Here is a 20,342-nt window from a genome sequence, read left to right on the forward strand (position 1 = left end):
ACGCCAGGACGTTGCGGACGCCGCACACCCCGGCACACCTGAGCAAGGCCCCTCAGAGCGGAGAGATCGATGGCAGCACCCGAAGGCCCCCTCGTCATCGGCGTGGACTCCTCCACCCAGTCCACCAAAGCGCTGGTCGTCGACACCGCCACCGGTGATGTTGTGGCCCGAGGGCAGGCCCCGCACACGGTCTCCGGCGACGGCGGGGCCCGGGAGAGCGACCCCGAGCAGTGGTGGCAGGCGCTCACGGCAGCGCTGCACCAGTGCGGGCCGGCGACCGGTCGGGCGGCGGCCATAGCGATCGGCGGGCAGCAGCACGGCCTGGTGCCGCTCGACGCCGCCGGCCGGCCGGTGCGCAAGGCGATGCTCTGGAACGACGTGCGGTCCGCCCCGCAGAGCGCACGGCTGATCGAGCAATTGGCAGGTCCCGATGGTGCGGGTCCCGATGCCTGGGCCGAGCGCACCGGGAGCCTGCCGGGGCCCGCTTTCACCGTCACCAAGTGGGCCTGGCTGCTGGAGAACGAGCCCGAGGCGGCGCGGGCCACGGCTGCCGTCCGGCTGCCGCACGACTATCTCACCGAACGGCTGACGGGACGCGGCACGACCGACCGCGGCGATGCTTCGGGCACCGGCTGGTGGTCGTCGGCGACGGAGAAGTACGACGAGGACATCCTCGCACTGGCGGGCCTCTCCCCCGCCCTGCTCCCCGAAGTGGTGGCCCCCGGGGAAACCGCGGGAATCACCCGCGAGCTGCCCGGCCTGCCGCTTCGGGCCGGCATCCCGGTGGCACCGGGCACCGGCGACAACGCGGCCGCCGCACTCGGGCTGGGGCTGCGCCCGGGGCAGCCGGTGCTCAGTCTGGGCACGTCCGGCACCGTCTATGCGGTGTCGCAACGGCGGCCCGTCGACCCCTCGGGGACGGTGTCGGGTTTCGCCGACGCGCGCGGCGGCTGGCTGCCGCTCGCCTGCACCCTCAACTGCACGCTCGCCGTCGACCGCATCGCCGCGCTGCTCCAACTGGACCGGGAAGCCGTCGAGGGGGGCGGCAGCCCGGTGCTGCTGCCGTTCCTGGGAGGGGAGCGCACGCCCCACCTGCCGCACGCCTCCGGTCTGCTGTACGGGTTGCGCCACGACACATCGGCGGGCCAGCTCCTGCAGGCCGCCTACGACGGCGCCGTCTACGCCCTGCTCGCCGCGCTGGACCGGGTGCTCGACGAGGACGCGGACCCGGCAGCGCCGTTGCTGCTGATCGGCGGCGGGGCACAGGGCACGGCCTGGCGGGAGACCGTGCGTCGCCTGTCGGGGCGGCCGGTGCAGGTGCCCGCGGCGAAGGAACTGGTCGCGCTGGGCGCGGCGGCGCAGGCCGCGGGGCTGGTGCTCGGTGAGGACCCGGCCGATGTCGCGCGGCGGTGGGACCCCGCTCGCGGACCTCAGTACGCGCCCGGTGCGCTGGATGAGGCGGCGCTGCACCGGATCGGCCACACTCTCGCTGATGCCGGCGCACTGCTGCAACAGGAGAACCGGCGCCCGTGAAGCACCGCTTGCCGCGGCACTGCCCACTCGCTCGCACCGGGCCAGGGTGCGAAGGCCCTGTCCGGTACGGCTGTTGAGCCGTTTCGCCACGCCGCACCGAGTCGTACCGTATGGCCCGCGGGCCTCTGGCACGTCGTCGGACACAGGGAGCCGGGTATGGCGGGGGAAGCGGGTCCGGGTCTGAGACGCGGGCGCTGGGCAGAGACCGGGCGGGTGCATCTGGACGAGGACCCGAACGCCGTCAAGGAGACCGGGACAGTGCACCGTTGACTGTGCCGGTGACTGTGTTCGGTGACTGCGTTCGGTGCCAAGCAAGTTGTTGCCTGAACTGTTGACCCGCAACGGGTTCGATTCTACAGTCACGTCCGCAGTTGCGACCAACGTTCGATATATCGACCATAGCGTCTGCTCATGACCCGCAGCTCGAAGGAGATCGCGTGCCCCCCACCATCGCCCGCGCCAGGACCGTCCTCCTGGCCGTCCCCACGGCTGCCCTGCTCGCCCTCATGCCGTCGGCCGCCTCCGCGTACCCGAATCCCGGCCGTGTCACCGGTGACACCGTGGTCCACGACCCCACCATGGTCCGCACCTCGTCCGGCCGGTACCTCCTGTACGCGACCGGCGGCGGCCTCGGCTACCGCACTTCCACCGACCGGATCACCTTCACGGCGGGCAGTGATGCCTTCGCCGGCAAGCCGTCCTGGTGGTCGTCGTACGCCACCGAAGCCTGGGCACCGGACATCTCGTACCACGGTGGCAGGTACCTGATGTACTACGCCGTCTCGACCTTCGGCTCCAACAAGTCAGCGATAGGTCTGGCCACTTCAGCGACCGGCCTGCCCGGATCATGGAGCGACCAGGGGGTCGTCTACACGTCCACCACGTCCAGCGACTACAACGCCATCGACCCGAACCTCTTCGTCGACGACGACGGTACGTGGTGGCTGTCCTTCGGGAGCTGGTGGACCGGCATCAAGATGATCAGGATCGATCCGTCGACCGGCAAGCAGCTGTCCTCCCGCACCACCCGCTACTCACTGGCGTCCCGGCCGACCGGCACCAAGGCCGTCGAAGCCCCGTACATCGTCAAACGCGGGAGTTACTACTACCTGTTCGCCTCGTACGACGTGTGCTGCGCCGGCACCAGCTCCACCTACAAGGTGAAAGTGGGACGCGCCACCAGCATCACCGGGCCGTACTCCGACAAGAACGGTGTCGCGATGATGAACAACGGCGGCACGCCCGTCCTCGAGTCGCACGGCAGCGTCATCGGCCCCGGTGGGCAGTCCGTCATGAAGGACACGGACGGCGATCTGATCGTCTACCACTACTACGACGGCAACGACAACGGCACCCCGAAGCTCGGGATCAACCTGCTCAACTGGACGTCCGGTTGGCCCGTCGCCTACTGATCCGCTACTCATCCGTCCGGCTGCGGCGTTCCTACCGGATGTCCTGTTCCGCCCAGACGATCTTGCCGGTAGGGGTCCGGCAGGAACCCCAGCGCCGGCACAGCATGTTGATCAACTGGAGGCCCCGGCCGCCCTCGTCATCGAGCGAGGTGTGCTGGATCCGGGGCAGGTCCGGCCCCGTGTCCGAGACCTCCACCACCAGGCGGTCGTGGAGCAGCAGGCGCAGATTCCCGGGGGCGCCTCCGTAGCGCAGCGCGTTCCCGACGAGTTCACTGACCACGAGTTCGGTGACGTCCGCCAGATCGCCGAGATGCCAGATGTCGAGCTGCTCCCTGACCAACTTGCGTGCCGCGCCCGCCGCCGAGCCGTTGGCGGGCAGGTCCCAGAGGCACAGATCGGCCCCGGCGAGCGGCCCCCGGGTAGCGGCCACCAGCATGACCGCCTCGTCGAACCGGGCATCTCCGTCGGGCGCGAGGTCACTGAGCGCGCAGGCGTCGAGCTCGGCCGGGCCCATCCCGGAAGCCCTGGACCGCAGTCGCGCCAGCTGGACGTCGATGTCCTCCGTACGCGACTTGATCAGTCCGTCCGTGTAGAGCACCAGCCTGCTGCCGGGCGGGACGGTCACCCGCCGCGAGTCGTACGGGATGACACCGGCGCCGATCGGAGCGCCGACGGGCACGTCCACATACGAGGCAGAGCCGTCGGCGGTGACCAACAGGGGCGGCGGGTGCCCGGCGCTCACGAGGGTGTAACTGGCGTCGGCGGGATCGTAGACAGCGCACAGGCAGGTCGCTACCTGGTCCTCTGCGAGGTCCCGCGCGGCCAGGTCCAGTCGGGCGAGCATCCGTTCCGGGGTCATGTCCAGCGCCAGGAGGGTCCGGGTCACGGCGCGCAGTACGCCTGTGGTGGCCGCCGCCGCGAGGCCGTGACTCATGACGTCTCCCACCACCAGGGCCGTCCGGCCGCCCGGTAGCGGCGCCACGTCGAACCAGTCGCCGCCGACCCCGAGCGGGTCGGCGGTCGGGGTGTACCGGGAGGTGACCCCGAGGCCCGGCGTGCGGGGAGTGGCATGCGGCAGCAGATTCCGCTGGAGCCGCGCCACGTGCTCGCGCTCGCGCCCGTACAACCGCGCGTTGTCCACGTACACGGCGGCCTTCGAGGCGAGTTGAGTGGCGAGCGCCAGGTCTGCCTCGGTGAAACCCGGCCGGCTGCCCACCCGGACGAAGTCGGCCGCTCCGAGGAGTACACCGCGGGCGATCAGCGGCACCATCAGATAGCTGTGCACGCCCGCTTGCCGGAGCTTGTCAGCGGCGCTGTCCGTGGGTGCCACCCGACCGTACTCACGCGGCCCGATCCTGCTCACCAGCACGGGCCGACCGGTGGCCATGGCGCGTGAGAAGTACGTCTCCCGCTCCCGCGGAGCGGAGATCTCGCCCACCTTGTCGGGCTCCAACTGCTCGGCCAGTCCGTCGATCGACGCGACGGCCATGGCCCGCTTGACCGAACGCCCGCTGCCACTCGGGCGTTCCCCTTCCTCCCCTTGCAGCACGGACTCCAGGAGGTCGACGGCAGCCCCGTCGGCCAGCCGGGGGACGGCGAAGTCCGCCAGTTCCTGGGAAGTGGTCAACAGGTCCAGAGTGGTTCCGATGCGCACGCTTGCCTCGTTGAGCCACCCGAGCTGGTCGCGGGCGACCCGGGCCCGCGGAGTCAGGCCCTGGGTCAGCGCCGCGGTGAGCCGACGCGCGACGCGAAGACCCTCGAGTTGTTTCCGGCCGTGCCCCACGTCCACTCTCCCGCCCATCCGCCGGCCCTACCGTTGTCTGCGACTCTGCCGCCCGTCACCCGCTCGGGGCTACCCTATGAGCGATTTGGCGGGCAGGCACCCGAAGATTCGCCGGAGTACTTCCCGTCGTCCGAGGCCCTTGACGTCCGCCGGTACCGGCCGTCGGGCCGGTCCCTTCGTTCGGCCGAATGAAGCTGCCCCGTTGCAGCGACGCCTGTATGCGGTTTTGCTGGTGAACGGCCGGTGATACGCCAGGCAGGCGGGTGCAGCCGAAGTGGCATCCTCAGCATGCGTCCAGCCCGGTTCCGTGAAGAACGACGAGCAGAGGTCGGGCCGCGGCGAACACCCCTCATCGGCCGCTCGACCTCTACCGGAGAGCGGGGAGCCATGTCCGATCCGCAGTCCCCCGGTGGCGGCGGTTCTCACCGCGACGAGAAGACGTCGGGCCGGCGGCCCGAAGGGCCACCGCATACCAAGACCGGCAGCCTGGGGCAGACGCTTCGCCGTACCCTGACGGAGTTCAAGGAGGACAACCTCTCGGACTCCGCGGCAGCGCTGACCTACTACGCGGTCCTGTCCATCTTCCCGGCCCTGATCGCACTGGTCTCACTGGTCGGCCTGGTCATGGACCCGAAGACGATCATTGACAAGGCGACCAACCTGGTCAGTCTGATCGGCCCGGCCTCCGCGGTGAACACCTTCAAGGGGCCCATCAAGGGAATCGCCTCCCACGGGAGCACCGGCACCGTCCTGCTGATCGTCGGGCTGGCCTCGGCGCTGTGGACGGCATCCGGGTACATCGGGGCCTTCATGCGTGCGTCCAACCGGATCTACGAGGTGGAGGAAGGCCGTCCCTTCCTCAAGCTGCGCCCGCTGCAACTGCTCGTCACGCTCCTCCTGGTGCTCCTTCAGGCCCTGGTGCTGGTAGCCCTGGTCATCAGCGGCCCGCTGGCCCGGAAGGTGGGTTCGGCGATCGGCGCGGGCGACGCGGCGGTGACCGCGTGGAACATCGCCAAGTGGCCCGTGCTGATTCTCGTCGTCGTGCTGATCTTCGCGATCCTGTACTTCGCCTCCCCGAACGCCCGTCTGGCGGGACTGAAGGCCGTGTTTCCCGGCGCGGTCCTCGCACTGATCCTCTGGCTGGTCGCCTCCATCGGTTTCGCCTTCTACGTGGCCAACTTCGGCTCGTACAACAAGACATACGGCGCTCTCGGCGGCATCATCGTCTTCCTGGTGTGGCTGTGGATCACCAACCTCGCCATCCTGCTGGGAGCCGAGTTCAACGCGGAGCGGGAACGCGGTCGGCAGCTCGCCGAGGGGGTGCCGGGAGCCGAGCGTGAACTCCAGATGGACGAGCGGGAGAAGCCCAAACGCAAGAAGCGCTCCCGGACCGCGTAGCCCGGGGTACGGGCGGAATCAGGTGCGGCGTACGCGAGTGGCGGCCAGCAGGGCGAGAGCAGCCACCTGTACCGCGGTGACCACCGTGATCAGCACCGGGATCGAGTAGGTGTACAGCGCGCCCGTCATCGCCCCACCGACGAGACTGGCGGCGCCGACCACACCGGCGAAGATGCCGTAGGCGGTGGCCCGGCGCTCGGCTGCGACGAGATCCGCGACGGTGGCACGCAGCGTCGACTCCTGAATGCCCATGGCGGCGCCCCATACCAGCGAGCCGGTCACGGCGATGGCGAGGGTGTTGGTGAAGGCCAGGGCGGGCACCGCCGCAGTGAGCAATGGCAGAGCCACCAGCACCCGGGGCCCCACCCGGTCGTACACCCAGCCGGTGGCCAGCGCGGCCGCCGCGTCGACGGCCATGGCGCCCGCGTACAGCACGGGTACCAGGGACGCCGACAGCATTCCCCGCTCCACCAGATGGAAGGAGAGCACGCCGAACGTGGTGAACCCTGCCATGGTGGCGGCGGTGAAACAGGCGTAGACCCAGAAGTCGCGCGGCAGTCGTCCCGGCACATGGTCCGTGGTGTCCTGCTGCGAAGCCGATGCCGGACCCCGCTCATAGGCTGCCGGGTCCGGCACGCGCCGGCGCAACCACACCAGCACGGCCAGTACAGCGGCCCCGGGCAGGGCGAGCACGGCCAGGGCGGGAGCGTAGTCGTTCCCGGTGAGGGCGAGCACGCCGGCCACGGTGAGCGGACCGATCAGCGCGCCGATCTGGTCCATCGCCTCGTGGACGGCGAAACCGCGCCCGCGTCCCGTCGCAGCCGTCGCATAGGAGAGGAGGGTGTCCTTGGCGGGCGAGCGCACCGCTTTGCCGACCCGCTCGGCGATCACCAGGGCACACGCCACCCACAACGCTCCCGCCAGCCCGAGCAGCGGCACCGAGACGACCGTCAGTGCGTAACCGGCGATCGCCCACGCCCAGAACCGCTGCGTCCGGTCGGTCAACGGTCCGGATACCAGGCGCAGTCCCAGTGCCGCCGCCTCGCCGGCGCCGGTGACCACACCGATCACCGTCGCCGATGCGCCCAGCGAGGCGAGCAGCGGGCCCGTGATGGAGCGGGCGCCCTCATAGACGATGTCCGCGAGCAGACTGACGGACCCGAAGGCGACGACGAATCGCCACGGTCCCATGCCGGGACGGCCCCTATGACCTCGTGGCAGGGTCATCCTGACATCACCTCTGTCGGCAACACGCGGAGAAGACACCGTACGTTCCCGCTACCTCGACGGCCGCACGCCACGTTCATGTCTGTTATGTCACAGGGGACGGTGCGCATGAGGCGTTGTCCCATGGGCACTTGGAGGGGCGTCAGCGATTGGCCGAATGAGAGAGGGAGGTGGCTGCGGTGGCGAAGACGTCACTGAGCATGCACCAGCACCCGGACATCATGGCGCTGCGAGAGCACTCGGAGCAGGCCGCGGTGAGCCCGGCGGCCCAGGGGGTGGAAGCACTGAGCGTGCTGTCCGGCCTGTACCTGGCAGCCTCGCCGTGGATCGTCGGCTTCAACGGCTTCAGCACTCTGACGGTGAACAACCTGATCACCGGTCTGGCGCTGACCGTTCTGGCGGTCGGCTTCGGTTCGGCCTACGAACGCACCCACGGCATGAGTTGGGCGGCCGCCGGGATCGGCGCATGGACGATCATCGCTCCGTGGGCGGTGGCCGGGAACGTCGACACCACATCGACGATCGTCAGCAACGTGATCGTGGGGGCCGTCGCACTCGTCTGTGCTCTCACCATGGCCGGCATGGGCGCAACACGCCGCCGGTGAGGTGACGCCCTACGCGCTCCGGGACCTGTGAAGCCCCGGACCGGTGAGGTGCGTGGAACCCGTAGTGCCTGTGAATAACGGGCACTACGGGTTTCGACGTCGGCGGGGGCCGGCCACCCGGTATCCGTGTCCCGCTGCGAGGTCGGTCTCCGGCAGTGCTGTACGTCCGCGCCCGCGGGCGTGACCGCTGCCATCGGTGCCGGCGCCAACGTGGTCGTGCTCGGCATCGCGGAACGCAACCGCACCCCGATCTTCTTCTGGCGATTCACCACATACGGCCTCACCCTCACCGCCGCCACCCTGGTGATCTCCGCCGCCTATCTCTGGCTGCGCTACTTCACCCTCAGCTGATACCGCCTCCTCCGTCCCGCCCAGTGTCATGCGGATGCCCTATTTCCTTGCCCGGTATCCGAACTGCTGATTCGTAAGATCGGGGGACCGGGGCCTCCAGGTACGGCTGGCATGTGGTGGCCCCCGAGCCACGAACCGGATGCCGGAAAGAGATACATGCCGGAAAGTGATACGCGTGTCCCCCCCACTTGCCACGCTGATCATTCGAGCCGACGCGGCAGAGAGACGGGCCCGTAATGGTGTACGTGTATGGGCTCGCCGCCGCGTGCCTGCTCGGGCTGGGCTTTGTCCTGCAGCAGCGCGCCGCAGAGCGGGCCCCGGTGGCGGACGTGCTGTCCTTCCGCCTTCTGCTCGACCTGGTCCGGGTGCCGTTGTGGCTGGCCGGGATCGGATTCATGATTGCCGGTCAGATCGTCAGCGTCTTCGCTCTCGCGCACGGTGAGCTGAGCCGGGTCGAACCGCTGCTGGGCACCAGCCTGCTGTTCGCGATGGCGCTGGCGCGACGGCTGACCGGGCTACGGCTCGGTTGGACCGGCTGGATCGGCGTGGTACTTCTCAGCGGTGGTGTGGCGGCGTTCATGATCGCGGGTCAGCCGTACAGCAGCACGGCGCTCGGTGGGCCGCTGCGCCACTGGTTGGTCGTGGGCATCGTGCTCGGCGTGGCCCTGGTGCTCGTCGTCCTGGCCCGGCGGCTGGCCGGCTCCGCGGAACCGCCGCTCCTGGCAGCAGCCGCCGGGGCCCTGTACGGGCTGCAGGACGCGCTGACCCGGACCTCCAGTGACATCTTCGACAGCGGTGCGCTGCCGGGCCTGCTGTCGAGCTGGCAGCCCTACGCCGTCGTCGCCCTCGCCCTGACGGGGCTTCTGCTGGTGCAGAGCGCCTTCGAACTGGGGCCGCTGCACATGTCACTGCCCACGCTCACCGCCACCGAACCGCTGGTGGGTATCGCCTGCGGTATCGGCTTCCTCGGAGACCGCCTCCTCGTCACTCCCGTGGCGCTGGTCGGGGAGGCGTTGGGGCTGGGGGCCATCGTTTTCGGGGTTTTCCTCCTCGGTCGTCATCCCATGCTGCCTGCGGGTGCTCATCGGGAGAACGGCGCGCAGAACGGTGTGGAGGACAGCGAGGTTCCGTGACGCAGCGGGCCGACCGCCGCTTCCGGTCGCACGCCGTGTTCCGCGAGGGGCCCCACGGTCAGTCCCGCGGAGCGGCAGCCGTCGACCAGGTCGGGCAGCATCGCGAGGGTGGCCCGCCAGCAGCCGGATTCCGCCGCCCGGTCGGTGTCGTGCAGCAGGACGGTACCGCCGCCCCGCAGATCGCGTCGCACGGTCCGCAGCACGGATTCGGGTGTCGCATCGGCAGTCCAGTCCCGCCCCCAGGCCGACCACAGCACCGGGCGAAGCCCCGAGCGTGCCGCTGCCAGCCACCGGCCGCCGGTCAGGATCCCGTAGGGCGGTCGGTACCACCGTGGTCCGGTGCCCGAGATGTCCCGCACGACTTCGGCGGCCCGGGCAACCGCACGGATGTCCCGGGACGGCACCGGCAGCCAGGGGCGGCTGTGCGTCCAGCCGTGGACGGCGAGTTCGTGGCCACGGCGGGCGATGTCGCGGCCGAGCTCCGGGTGGCTCAGCAGGCTCTCTCCGAGCACGAAGAAGGTGGCTCGTGTCGCCAGCCGGTCCAGGGTGTCGAGGAAACGTGGCGTGGAGTTCGGATCGGGTCCGTCATCGAAGGTCAGCGCGATGTGGCCAGGATCTCCGAGGCCGGCGAGTGCGGGGAAAACCTGTCGGCGCAGCTCCGGCAGCCAGGTACTGGCCGGAACGATGTGCGCGGCGAGGGCCAGCGCCGCTGCCGTGACGGGAAGGTGGCCCAGGACCGGGGCTTTCTGACTCCGGCGGCTCGTCATCAGGGCTGATCTCCTCTGCTGTCCCGCGGGTGGGTGTTGTCCTGTGGGGTGCTGCCGCTCGGTGTGCTGCCCCCTGGGGTGCCGGCCGATGAGCTGCGCGATGTGGGGGCGCCCGTGGCGTCCCAGTCACCGGCCACCGCCGGGGAGTGCGCGAGACCGGTCGTACCGGCCGCGATCAGGCATGCGCCGAGGCCTGCCACCAGCAGATGGATACCGAGCGCGATCCGCTCGTCGAACAACGCCCACCCCAGCGCCACACTCACCAGCGCGTCCCCGAGGGTGAGCGCCGGCTGCGAGGCAGCCAGCGTCCCGGCGCGCAGAGTGACCTGCAGCAACAACAGGCTCAGCAGGCCTGCCCCGCACATCGCGTACAGATGCCACGTGGTGAAGAGGTCTGCGGCGCCGTCCGAGATGTGGCCGGTGACTTCCTTGATCAAGGCGGCCGTGCAGGCGAAACAGACAGCGGTGGCGAACCCGAGCGCCGCGGCGCGCGAAGCGCCGCGGAGCGTCCGGGCGAGTGCGACCAGGGCGACCACCGCCACGGTGGCGCAGATGCCGACCGGCAGCCAGCGGCCCGCGGTCGCGGTCTCCTCACCGGCCGACGGCGCGACGGAGCCGAGAAAGAGTGCCAGACCCACAGCGAGCATCAGGAACGACAGCCACGTAAGAAGGCCCGGGCGGTGATGGAAGACCCAACTGCCCAGCAGCAGGGTGAACAGCAGTTCGCTCGCCAGTAGTGGCTGCACCACGGCCAGGCTGCCGACCGCCAGCGCGCCCGCCTGGAAGACGGCCGACAGACCGAGCGCCGCCGCTCCGGCCAGCCAGATCGGGCGCCGCAGAAGCTGCCCCACTCGACGCATCGTGCGCCGCGCACCCCGCTGTCCCCCCTTCGTCTCCTGTTTCGCCTGGTCGATCGCCGCCCGTCGCTGCAGCACGGACGCCGCCCCATTGGCCAGGGCCGCCAGCAGCGCCAGTACCGCAGTGAGGACGCTCACCGGGTCAGCCGATCAGCCGAAGCGGGCGGCGAGCCGGTGATAGAGCGTAGGGGCGACGGCTCGTACGCACCCGGGCAGCCGCAGCCAACCGGGGACGTACACCTCGTCCTGTCCTCGCAGCAGCGCCTTCCAGATCGCGTCGGCGACGCGTTCGGCGGGGATCGGCCTCGGCCGGGATCGCGTGTACGGCATACCGCGTCGTTCGAAGAACGGCGTGTCCACCACACCGGGGATCACGTGGGTGACGCGCACGCCTGTCCCCTCCAGTTCGTACCGCAAGGCATCGGCGAAGGCGGCCACCGCGGCCTTCGCCGCTGAGTAAACGGCTTCGCCGCGGACTCCGAGGGTGCCTGCCACGGAACCGATCAGCACGATGTCTCCGCGTCCGGCGGCCAGCATGTGCGGCAGCACAAGCCGGACCAGATGGACGACCGAGACAAGGTCCACGGTCAGGACCCGCTCCGCGGCGGTGGCGGGCATCGACCGGAAGGGTCCCGCCCAGCCGACCCCTGCCGCTGCTACCAGCAGGTCGATGCGGCCCGCGACGTCCAGGGCGTTCTCGACCAGCCGCTCGGTGCTGGCCAGGGTGGTCAGGTCCGCACGCAGCGCCACGGACGATGTCGTCGCGGCCACGTCGTCCAGACGCTCCCGGTCCCGGCCGCTGACCAACAGCCGCCAGCCGCCCTCGGCCGCGATCCGTTGCGAGATAGCGGCCCCGATACCGGAGGAAGCACCCGTCACCAGGGCCACACCGCTCGGAGCGCCGTAGCCGTCCAGCGCTTCCCGGCCGGTGGCGTCGCGGGAAGCGATGTCGGGAACGGTCCGTGCCATGGCATCTCCCTGCATCAGCGCTGTCAGTGCGGCGGGCCTGCGGGACACCGAAGGGTGCAGCCGCGCCGGTCGAGGTTCTGCGTAACACGAGGTGAACTAGGAGTAGCCCGAGCGGGACTCGGTAAACACTTCCCACGCCGTCATGGGACCAGGAGAAAGGCAAAATTACGTTTCGGGCAGGACAGGCGGATACTCCGGTATGGTCGGCGACCTCAGAGGTGACTATGCGTCCGTTTCCCGTACAAGCAAGTGCCAGGTTGCATGTGGAGGCATCTCCCGTCGAAACGGCTCGGACATGAGCACTGTTCCGAGGCGCTTCCTGGTTCTGAGCGCCAGCATGGGGTCCGGCCATGATGCGGTGGCCACGGAGCTGACCCGCAGGTTGGAGGCCGCCGGGAACCAGGTCGCGCGGGCCGATGTTCTGGAGCTGCTCCCCGCCGGGATCGGCAGCGGACTGCGGGCCTTCTACCGGACAGTCATCTGCCACCTGCCCGGATTCTATGCGGGTCTCTACGCGGCGTTCTTCCGGTCGGGGGGCGGCCCCCGGCCCGGCAGTGCGCCACTGGCCGCGCTGGCCGAACGGGAGTTGCTCGCCCTCGTCGGGCGCACGCGGCCGGACGTGGTGGTACCCGTCTTCCACCTCGCCGCTCAGCTCACCGGCAGGCTCCGCTCGCGCGGGGCACTGGCCGTGCCGAGTGCTGTGGTGATCACCGACTTCGCCGTGCACCGCCAGTGGTTGCACCCGGGCAACGACCTGTATCTGTGCCTGACACCTGACCTCACCCGCCAGGTACAGCAGGCAGTGCGCCGGCCGGCCGCCACGTCCGGTGCTCTGGTGGCCGAGCGGTTTCTTCGCTCCGCGCCCCCCGATGCGACGCTCACCAAGGACGGCGGCACCGAGGGCCTCTGCACGGCGGCGCCGGACCGGCCGGTGGTGCTCGTCTCGGCGGGCGCCTGGGGCGCGGGAACCCACATGGTGCGCACCGCTCGGTTACTGGAGGCCGCCGGGTACCGGCCGGTCGTGCTGTGCGGCCGGAACACCCGGCTGCGCAGCAAGGTGTCGCGGATAGCGGGCGTCTGCGCGACGGGGTGGGTCGACGACATGCCCGGCCTGATGGCGGGCGCCCGAGCTCTCATCGACAACGCGGCCGGACAGACCGCCCTGCAGGCGCTGGCCGCCGGAGTACCCGTGGTCGGTTACCGGCCCATCCCCGGCCACGGCGAGGAGGGCGTCCGCCGGATGGCCGAACACGGACTGACCGAATACGCACGGGACTCCTGGTCGCTGATCCAGTCGCTGGACACCCTCAGCGAGCCCGGTCCGGCGCGCGAGCAGCGGATCGCCACGGGCAGGTCGCTGTTCTCCGCGGACGCCGTACAGCCGCTGACGGCGCTGGCCTGCCGGGCGTAGGCCGGTGGGACGGGCCCGGTGCGGCCACCGCCTCGCGCGGACATGTTTTGTCCCTGGTGGGACGGGGAACTCCGGCTAACACTCACGCGAACGGCGAGGCCAAGGAGCGGGCAGTGAGCATGGCGGACGACAGCGCGGAAGCGAAGGACGGACGGCGGCTGGGTGACGCTGCGGCCCGGCTGACGGAGGACACCACGGAACTCGTCCGCCAGCAGCTGCGTGAGGTACGTGAGGAACTCACGGCGACCCTGCAGCGCGCCGGTATCGGCGCGGGGCTGCTGGGCGGAGCGGCGCTCTGCGGAGGTCTCGCTGTCGCGGCAGCCCATCAGACAGCCCTGCGCGGGCTGGAGAGGGTGCTGCCCCGCGCGTCCGCCGCCGCCGTGCTGTGTACCGTCTACGGCGCGACCGGAGCTACCCTGGCAGTCATCGGCCTGAAGAAACTGCGAGCCGTCGCCGATGTGTCCGACGCAGCCCTCGACCAGGCACGTCGCAGCACGCCCGGGGAGCCCGGCGCCACCTGACCGGCCCTGGAGAGACCTTCCGGGAGCGTGCCGACGGGCGGACAGGGGTGATGATGAGGAAACGTGAGACCCCCGGCGAGCGAGCGTTGCCGGAGCTGTGTGATGCGTGCGGTACGGCCATTCTGAGCGGCCTTCCGCTCTATGCCTACGTGCCGGATTCGTCGGCGGTCCAGGCCGGGAAGGAGTGGCTGGACGGTCTGCGTTTCCTCGCCGCGTGCTGCGAGGAACATCTCAACGCCCTGCGGGACCAGTATCGTCGGCGGCCGTTCATCGAAGAGGAACTCTGGGCGGGCAAGATCTCCCGTGCCCTGGACCAGCATCCCGACGGTCTCACCGCGGAGGAGCTGGGCCGAACGACCGGACTCATGCTCCCGGACATCAGAAGCGCCATGGCCTGGCACAACCGGTGGATGCATCAGGAGACGCAGCCCTAACGGCACCGCCATGACCGCATCAGCCACGGCGGGAGTCGCTCATCGGTGCTCTGCCGCCTCCTGTACCCGGGCAGCGGCCTTCTTGTCGAGAGCGACGCGTACCAGCGCGGCCGCGAAGGCGGGCAGCACGTCGGTGTCGACGAGCCGTGCCAGTTTGCGGGCGTCCTCGGGCAGCCCGACGGCCGCTGCTCCCTGCAGTGCCTTGGCATCGAGGAGGGGGGCGGCCTCCGTCCAGACGCCTTGCACCTCGCGCAGGAAGATGTTGGCGCCGGCCGGACCGAGCCCCTGGACTTCCTGCAGCAGGCGGCGCAGTTTCCCGACGTCTCCGTCGGCCTCGCCGCGCATCTTCCGCAGGTCGCCCCCGTACTTGTCCAGCACCAGTTGCGCGCCGTCACCCAATTGCGTCGCGGTGCGCTCGTCATACCGGCGATAGCCGCCGCGGCCGAGCGAATCCACCCGTTCCTGCCAGCCGGCCGCACGCATACTGCGCGCGTCACGCATACCCGACTCGCTCAGATCCCGGGCGGCGGCCACGGCGACGCCGCTGCGGATCCGGGCGCTCAGCAGACAGGCGAGTACGAGGAGCCGGTACAGCGGCTGAGGGGTGTCCCGCAGCCCGATGCCTGCCTCCGCGGCGAACGTGCGGCCGCACGTGTCGAGCAGGGCCCTTGTCGTGTCCTGTTGCGTGGGCATCCGTGTCACCGGCAGAGGCAGAACGGATGGCCTGCCGGGTCGGCGTAGACACGGAAGTCACGCTCGCCTCCGCCGTCATCGAGGTCGAGCGGGGTAGCTCCCAGGGCGAGCACCTGTTCCTGTGCCCGGTCCATGTCCACGACCTTGAAATCGAGGTGCAGCTGCTGGGAGTTGGCGTCGGCACGTGGCCACTCCGGTGGCCGGTGCCCGGGGACACACTGGAAGGCGAGTCGCACTCCGTCCGGTGCGTGGAGCTCCAACCAGTTCTCCCCGTTGTCGTGCTTCACTTCTCCCCCGAGCACGTCGGCGTAGAAGCGAGCGAGTGACTCCGGGTCGGGGCAGTCCAATGCCACCAGACAAAACGTGGCAACCGGCATCACAACCTCCAAGGCGTCGGTCTGCGGTCATCCTCGAGTGCCCCCGGCGCCCGCTCGAACCACCCGTGCGGTTACGGGAACAGCGCGACCCCGACGATGATCACTACGATCACGCCGATGACGATGGCAGCCACGGTCCAGGATCCGCGGTGCTGCACCGGTTCCCTTGGCTGGCCTCCGCGCGGCCGGTCTTCCGGGAGCTCTGGATGCTCCGGCCGATCGCGTGCGTAGAACTCGTCGTCGTTCTCGCTGTTCACCACGAGAGCCCCTTCATAGTGGCCTGAGACATATATGTGTAGGTACATTTACCCGCAAAGGGGGCAGCCATGCGCGCCTGTCCCTCCACCCGCGACGGGCCGGCGTATGGCTCTCAGCCCGCCAGTCGCTCCGGACTGCTCAACAGGCTCTGCTCGATCTTCGCCAGCAGGTCCGCCGGGTCGTCATAGACCTCCTCGACGCCCGCCTCCAGGAGTTCCTGGCGGGAGATTCCGCCGGACAGCACTCCCAGGCTGCGGACGCCGACCTGGCGGGCTGCTTGCGCGTCCCACACCGCGTCACCGACGAACACGGCCCGTTCCGGCGGCACGTCTGCCCGTTTCAGGGCCTGCTGCACCAGATCGGGTGAGGGTTTGCTCCTCCGGACATCGTCGCCCTTGGTGCCGGCGTCGATGGCCCTGTCGGCTCCGAGTGCGTCCTTCATGACCTGGAATTCGTCGGCCGAGGCGGAGCTGGCCAGAACAACGGACCACCCCCGGTCGGCGCAGGCCTTCAGCAGGTCGGCTGCTCCGTCCAACGGTTCCAGCCGTGACCAGTACTGGGCGTAGAGAGCATCGTGCGCGGCGCTCATCGCCTGATCGCCGTCCCGCTCGCGGTCTTCGCCGAGCAACCGGTTCAGCAGGTGATCGCTGCCCATGCCGATCGAACGGTGGACGGCGGCCATGGGCACCCGATGTCCGTTCTGCCGCAGCGCTTCCCACCACGCCACCGTGTGCAGATACACGGTATCCATCAAGGTGCCGTCCACATCGAACAGCACTGCGGCACTGTCCTGCTGCTGCCTCATAAGTCACCTCTGTTCGTGTTCCCGAGTGTGCATGGGGACTTCCGCGGGTGCCAACGGGCGCCGGTCACCCCGGGGCGGGCGAGTCGGCCAGCGCTGCCAGTTCACCCAGCAGCTGCTGGGTCTCGACGACGAGTTCGCCACCGACCGCGACCGCTGTTCCGTCTTCCCGCTGAAAGTCGGTGGTAAGCGAACGGTGGGCGGACATTGCCTCCTTCAGCGCGGCGTCCCGCTGGTCCTGCAGGGTTTGTGACCGTCCGGATCCCTCGATGATCTCGGCGTCCACACGGCACACGATCGCTGCCTGCTCCGCCACTTCGGCCCAGCGGGCCAGGTACGCGGACGAAGGAACAGGCAGGGGCGTGTCCTCGTTCGCGGCCCTCGCGAGGGTGCGGGTGATGGCGACGAGATGACCGCCCACCCGCTCCCAGGCCGCGTCCACTTCGGCCGGAGGTGGCAGGGGGACGTGGTGGCGCAGGCGACGGAACGGATTGAACCGGAGGCTCTCCGTGGTCCACTGCCGGGCGTCGGCCAGTGCCTGAGCCGTCTGACCGAGCCGCCAGGCACGGTCGTGCCATCCGGCGGCTCCCGCCAGCCCGTCCTCCGCACAGAGCCCTTCGGCGACCTCGGCCAGGAGCTCCCCGCTGCGGCCGGCCAGCGCCTGCAGATTGTCGTACACACTGCGCAGATGCACCGGCGGGAGAATGAAGGCATTGATGGCGACACCGACCGCGGCACCGATCAGCGTCTCGAGCAGCCGGTGGCCGACATCGCTCAGCGTGGACGCACCGTAGGTGATGACGAAGAGAGCGGTGGTGGCCCCGTACATGCCCTGGCTGCCGAGCCGGCGGTAATTGCCGAGCAGCACCATGAACGGCAGGGTGATGGTCATGGCGCCCAGGGTGGAATTCCCGGTCACGGCCAATGCCCCCGAAGCCCACAGCGCGCCGACCACGATGACCGCGAACTGCTGCACCCCGGAACGCAAGGATCGGTACACGGTGCTGGCGACCAGCGCGACGGCGGTCCAGGGCGCCATCAGCGCCAACGGCGCCTTCAGCCACCAGCCGGTCAGCGTCCAGGCGATGATGGCCGCCGCCGCAGCTTTGAGCGACTGCACCATGGTGTCGCGCTCCGGGCCCGGGTGCCTGACCGCGGAACGGGCGGTACGGCCGACCGCCGCGAGCTCCCAGCCCAGCCACCGAGCCGCAGCACAGCACTGCTCCCGCACCGCCAACCGACCTCACTCCCGTTTCCGCGTCCGCCCACTGTGTTGTCGACCGGCACAGCCACAACCGGCCATCCGGTGGCCCATGGCCCGGTACCCACAGGCGCGGAGCTCATCCACCACGGAGCCGCATGAAGGAGACGCGCCGGGGCACGCGGGACTCAGCCGTCCGCGTTGCGCGCCCGCACGGGGCGGGGCAAGGTCGGGGAGAGCCGTACACCGCCGTACATCGAACGGGCCGTTCCGCCTCTGTCGCGCATGAGTCGAAAGGTGAGCACCATGGTGGACATCGGATACACGATGATGACCGAACAGGCCGGTCCGCGCGAGCTTGTCGATCAGGTGGTCGGTGCCGAACGGGCCGGGTTCGACTTCTCCGTCACCTCGGACCATTACTTTCCCTGGCTCGACAGCCAGGGCCACGCCCCGTACGCCTGGAGCGTGCTCGGTGCCGCCGCCCAGGCGACCACGCGCATCCCGCTGATGACGTACGTGACCTGCCCGACCACCCGTTACCACCCCGCGATCGTGGCCCAGAAGGCGGCGACGATGCAGCTCCTCTCCGGGGGGCGTTTCCGCCTCGGGCTGGGATCCGGCGAGAACCTCAACGAGCATGTCGTCGGGCAGGGCTGGCCCACCGCGCCGGTCCGCCTGGAGATGCTGGAGGAGGCCGTGGAAATCATCCGCGCCCTCTTCGCCGGGGAGGTCGTCCATCATCACGGCAACCATTTCGATGTCGAGAAGGCCAAGCTCTGGGACCTGCCCGACACACCCCCGCCGATCGGTGTCGCGGTGTCCGGGAAGCGGTCCTGCGAGATCGCCGGGCACCTCGCCGACCTGATGATCTCCACCGAGCCGAAGAGCGAACTCATCGACGCCTTCGAGCGGCACGGCGGCGCGGGCAAGCCCAGGGTCGGGCAGGTCCCGGTCTGCTTCGACACGGACCGGGACGCGGCGATCGCGCGGGCGCACGAGCAGTTCCGCTGGTTCGGCGGCGGCTGGAAGGTCAACTCCGAACTGCCCGGGACGGACAGCTTCGCCGGGGCCACGCAGTTCGTGAGGCCCGAGGACGTGGCCGAGTCGATCCCGTGCGGCGACGACGTCGACATGTTCGTGGAGGCCGTACGGCCGTACGTCGAGGCGGGCTTCACCGAGGTAGCGCTCGTGCAGGTCGGTGGCGATCAGCAGGAACCGTACCTGGACTGGGCCGAACGCAAACTGCTGCCCGCGCTGCGCGAACTCCGGGCCGACTGACACCGCGGGTCCGCCCCGGCCAGGCATCCCGAAGAGGACGCCGGAAGAGGACGAGAGAATGACAGTGCACGCAGCTGCCGGCGTGAAGTCGAGCGGCGAGGTCTTCGGGGCGCCCTGCTGGGTGAGTCTGACCGCCCGGGACCTGGACCGCGCCCGGGACTTCTACCGTGCGGTCCTGGGCTGGGAGTACCGGCCGACAGGACTGGGAGACGAGTTCACCGTGGCGGTCTCCGGTGGGGTTCCGGTCGCCAGCATCGGAACAGTGGCACCGTCCATGCAACGGTCCGTCGCGTGGACCTCCTATTTCGCGGTGGAGGACGCCGACCGTACGGTCAGCCGTATCCGCGAACGCAGCGGCACCGTGGCGGTCGGGCCGCTGTCCCTTTCGGTGGGTCGGGGAGCGCTGGCCGCGGACCGGGACGGGGCGGCCTTCGGCATCTGGGAGGGGCAGCTACCGACGGACTGGGCGCTGTGGCGCAGGCGCACCCCGGCTTGGCTGGGCCTGCGCACTCGCGATGCCTTCGACGCCGCGATCTTCTACGGCGAGGTCCTGGACTGGGCCAGCGACCGCCCCGGTTCCTGCCAAGTGGACTTCGAAGGCGGGGAAGTGGTCCTGCGCAGCGAAGGACATACGCTGGCGCGACTGAGTTCCGGCGCCGAAGGGGCCGCGTCGGACCCCGACCTCCGGCCCCGCTGGGACGTTCACTTCCCGGTCGCCGATGTGGCAGCGACCGCCCGGGCCGCGGAACGCAACGGCGGTTCCGTTCTTCCGCGGCCTCATGCGGACGGCACGGACGCCACCGAGGCCACGCTGCGCGACCCCGACGGCGCCCGGTTCACCGTCACCACGCGTCCCTCTCCGGAGTGAGCAGCGGGGCGACACCCGGCCCGGCTGTCAGCCGCCGAGCCCGCCGCTCCCGAAGCCACCGCCGGAGTCCTCGTTCGCATCCCGCGGTTCTTCGGAGGTGCTGCCGCGCGTACTGTGCCCCTTCAGTTGGTGCGGAGTGAGCCGACCGTGCTCCTGGCGTGGCACTTCCTCCGGCTCACGGTTCTCCCTGGTCTCGAACACCGGGCCGCCTTCCGGCAGTCCAGGGTGCTCCTCGGGCAATGGCGTGCGGGTCTGACGAGCCCTCACTCGGCGCTCCCGGACGAAGGCGGCGATGAGTACGCCGACCACGATGAGGCCCACCAAGGGAAAGAGGTAGACGCCCGCTCCTGATGAGGCAGCAGATTCCCAGTACGTCGAGTTCATAGGGGGCGGCTACCCGGAAGAGATGCCCGATAACAAGATATTCCTCGTCCGAAGCGGCGTGGCTTCCCCTTCGATGC

At 69.9% G+C, this 20,342-nt stretch carries 22 protein-coding genes; 11 read left to right on the forward strand and 11 right to left on the reverse strand.

Going from position 1 to position 20,342, the window contains the following annotated elements; all coding sequences use genetic code 11:
- Positions 1 to 69: 69 nt before the first annotated feature.
- Positions 70 to 1,533 carry a xylulokinase gene (gene xylB / locus AB0M87_RS15815; RefSeq protein WP_365853058.1) on the forward strand — a complete coding sequence of 488 codons (1,464 nt, stop codon included), beginning with the start codon at positions 70 to 72 and terminating at the stop codon, positions 1,531 to 1,533.
- Between the two features lie 506 nt (positions 1,534 to 2,039).
- On the forward strand, positions 2,040 to 2,945 hold the full coding sequence (locus AB0M87_RS15820; RefSeq protein ID WP_365853429.1) for an arabinan endo-1,5-alpha-L-arabinosidase: 906 nt from the start codon (positions 2,040 to 2,042) through the stop codon (positions 2,943 to 2,945).
- Between the two features lie 31 nt (positions 2,946 to 2,976).
- Here the strand turns inward: AB0M87_RS15820 and AB0M87_RS15825 are convergent, their stop codons facing one another.
- A complete protein-coding gene (locus AB0M87_RS15825; protein ID WP_365853060.1) occupies positions 2,977 to 4,746 on the reverse strand; it encodes a SpoIIE family protein phosphatase in 1,770 nt (589 codons plus the stop codon).
- A 369-nt stretch (positions 4,747 to 5,115) separates the two neighbouring features.
- Between AB0M87_RS15825 and AB0M87_RS15830 the strand changes: the two genes are divergently transcribed.
- Positions 5,116 to 6,126, forward strand: a complete 1,011-nt coding sequence (locus tag AB0M87_RS15830; RefSeq protein WP_365853062.1) for a YihY/virulence factor BrkB family protein — start codon at positions 5,116 to 5,118, stop codon at positions 6,124 to 6,126.
- 18 nt (positions 6,127 to 6,144) lie between these two features.
- On the opposite strand, the gene AB0M87_RS15835 is transcribed toward AB0M87_RS15830, so the two are convergent.
- Positions 6,145 to 7,353 carry an MFS transporter gene (locus AB0M87_RS15835; RefSeq protein ID WP_365853064.1) on the reverse strand — a complete coding sequence of 403 codons (1,209 nt, stop codon included), beginning with the start codon at positions 7,351 to 7,353 and terminating at the stop codon, positions 6,145 to 6,147.
- A gap of 200 nt (positions 7,354 to 7,553) precedes the next feature.
- Between AB0M87_RS15835 and AB0M87_RS15840 the strand changes: the two genes are divergently transcribed.
- The 3 genes from AB0M87_RS15840 to AB0M87_RS15850 all read left to right on the forward strand — a co-directional run bounded on the left by AB0M87_RS15840 (position 7,554) and on the right by AB0M87_RS15850 (position 9,442).
- Positions 7,554 to 7,958, forward strand: coding sequence for an SPW repeat protein (locus AB0M87_RS15840; RefSeq protein ID WP_365853431.1), 405 nt, complete (start codon positions 7,554 to 7,556; stop codon positions 7,956 to 7,958).
- Positions 7,959 to 8,138: 180 nt separating this feature from the next.
- Positions 8,139 to 8,309, forward strand: coding sequence for a hypothetical protein (locus AB0M87_RS15845; RefSeq protein WP_365853066.1), 171 nt, complete (start codon positions 8,139 to 8,141; stop codon positions 8,307 to 8,309).
- Between the two features lie 236 nt (positions 8,310 to 8,545).
- Positions 8,546 to 9,442: a DMT family transporter gene (locus AB0M87_RS15850; RefSeq protein ID WP_365853068.1), complete on the forward strand. Its 897-nt coding sequence runs from the start codon at positions 8,546 to 8,548 to the stop codon at positions 9,440 to 9,442.
- On the opposite strand, the gene AB0M87_RS15855 is transcribed toward AB0M87_RS15850, so the two are convergent.
- The 3 genes from AB0M87_RS15855 to AB0M87_RS15865 are packed head-to-tail and all read right to left on the reverse strand — an operon-like array spanning position 9,391 to position 12,035.
- The gene (locus AB0M87_RS15855) at positions 9,391 to 10,209 is read right to left on the reverse strand and encodes a polysaccharide deacetylase family protein (RefSeq protein ID WP_365853070.1); all 819 of its coding nucleotides are present in this window, start codon (positions 10,207 to 10,209) and stop codon (positions 9,391 to 9,393) included. The genes AB0M87_RS15850 and AB0M87_RS15855 overlap by 52 nt on opposite strands.
- Positions 10,209 to 11,204 (reverse strand): DMT family transporter, encoded by a 996-nt coding sequence (locus tag AB0M87_RS15860; protein WP_365853072.1) that lies wholly within the window; start codon positions 11,202 to 11,204, stop codon positions 10,209 to 10,211. The genes AB0M87_RS15855 and AB0M87_RS15860 overlap by 1 nt, the downstream gene beginning before the upstream one ends.
- Positions 11,205 to 11,216: 12 nt before the next feature.
- On the reverse strand, positions 11,217 to 12,035 hold the full coding sequence (locus AB0M87_RS15865; RefSeq protein ID WP_365853074.1) for an SDR family NAD(P)-dependent oxidoreductase: 819 nt from the start codon (positions 12,033 to 12,035) through the stop codon (positions 11,217 to 11,219).
- Positions 12,036 to 12,330: 295 nt separating this feature from the next.
- On the opposite strand from AB0M87_RS15865, the gene AB0M87_RS15870 reads away from it, so the two are divergent.
- From AB0M87_RS15870 to AB0M87_RS15880, 3 genes are all read left to right on the forward strand, one after another.
- Positions 12,331 to 13,446 carry a galactosyldiacylglycerol synthase gene (locus tag AB0M87_RS15870; RefSeq protein ID WP_365853076.1) on the forward strand — a complete coding sequence of 372 codons (1,116 nt, stop codon included), beginning with the start codon at positions 12,331 to 12,333 and terminating at the stop codon, positions 13,444 to 13,446.
- A 119-nt stretch (positions 13,447 to 13,565) separates the two neighbouring features.
- Positions 13,566 to 13,967, forward strand: a complete 402-nt coding sequence (locus AB0M87_RS15875; protein ID WP_365853078.1) for a phage holin family protein — start codon at positions 13,566 to 13,568, stop codon at positions 13,965 to 13,967.
- Positions 13,968 to 14,017: 50 nt separating this feature from the next.
- On the forward strand, positions 14,018 to 14,401 hold the full coding sequence (locus tag AB0M87_RS15880; protein WP_365853080.1) for a hypothetical protein: 384 nt from the start codon (positions 14,018 to 14,020) through the stop codon (positions 14,399 to 14,401).
- A gap of 39 nt (positions 14,402 to 14,440) precedes the next feature.
- Here the strand turns inward: AB0M87_RS15880 and AB0M87_RS15885 are convergent, their stop codons facing one another.
- From AB0M87_RS15885 to AB0M87_RS15905, 5 genes are all read right to left on the reverse strand, one after another.
- Positions 14,441 to 15,094, reverse strand: coding sequence for an endonuclease (locus AB0M87_RS15885; protein WP_365853082.1), 654 nt, complete (start codon positions 15,092 to 15,094; stop codon positions 14,441 to 14,443).
- A 5-nt stretch (positions 15,095 to 15,099) separates the two neighbouring features.
- Positions 15,100 to 15,471: a VOC family protein gene (locus tag AB0M87_RS15890; protein WP_365853084.1), complete on the reverse strand. Its 372-nt coding sequence runs from the start codon at positions 15,469 to 15,471 to the stop codon at positions 15,100 to 15,102.
- Positions 15,472 to 15,542: 71 nt separating this feature from the next.
- Entirely contained in the window at positions 15,543 to 15,731 is a 189-nt protein-coding gene (locus AB0M87_RS15895) for a hypothetical protein (protein WP_365853086.1), read from the reverse strand.
- Between the two features lie 110 nt (positions 15,732 to 15,841).
- Positions 15,842 to 16,534 (reverse strand): HAD family hydrolase, encoded by a 693-nt coding sequence (locus AB0M87_RS15900; RefSeq protein ID WP_365853088.1) that lies wholly within the window; start codon positions 16,532 to 16,534, stop codon positions 15,842 to 15,844.
- Positions 16,535 to 16,598: 64 nt separating this feature from the next.
- Positions 16,599 to 17,654: an FUSC family protein gene (locus tag AB0M87_RS15905; RefSeq protein WP_365853090.1), complete on the reverse strand. Its 1,056-nt coding sequence runs from the start codon at positions 17,652 to 17,654 to the stop codon at positions 16,599 to 16,601.
- A gap of 384 nt (positions 17,655 to 18,038) precedes the next feature.
- Here AB0M87_RS15905 and AB0M87_RS15910 point away from each other — a divergent pair, with 384 nt between their 5' ends.
- The gene (locus AB0M87_RS15910; protein ID WP_365853092.1) at positions 18,039 to 19,013 is read left to right on the forward strand and encodes an LLM class F420-dependent oxidoreductase; all 975 of its coding nucleotides are present in this window, start codon (positions 18,039 to 18,041) and stop codon (positions 19,011 to 19,013) included.
- Positions 19,014 to 19,071: 58 nt separating this feature from the next.
- A complete protein-coding gene (locus AB0M87_RS15915) occupies positions 19,072 to 19,881 on the forward strand; it encodes a VOC family protein (RefSeq protein WP_365853094.1) in 810 nt (269 codons plus the stop codon).
- A 27-nt stretch (positions 19,882 to 19,908) separates the two neighbouring features.
- On the opposite strand, the gene AB0M87_RS15920 is transcribed toward AB0M87_RS15915, so the two are convergent.
- Entirely contained in the window at positions 19,909 to 20,265 is a 357-nt protein-coding gene (locus AB0M87_RS15920; protein WP_365853096.1) for a DUF6479 family protein, read from the reverse strand.
- Positions 20,266 to 20,342 lie beyond the last annotated feature (77 nt).

It is taken from the genome of Streptomyces sp. NPDC051320, assembly GCF_040682175.1.
Lineage (GTDB): Bacteria > Actinomycetota > Actinomycetes > Streptomycetales > Streptomycetaceae > Streptomyces.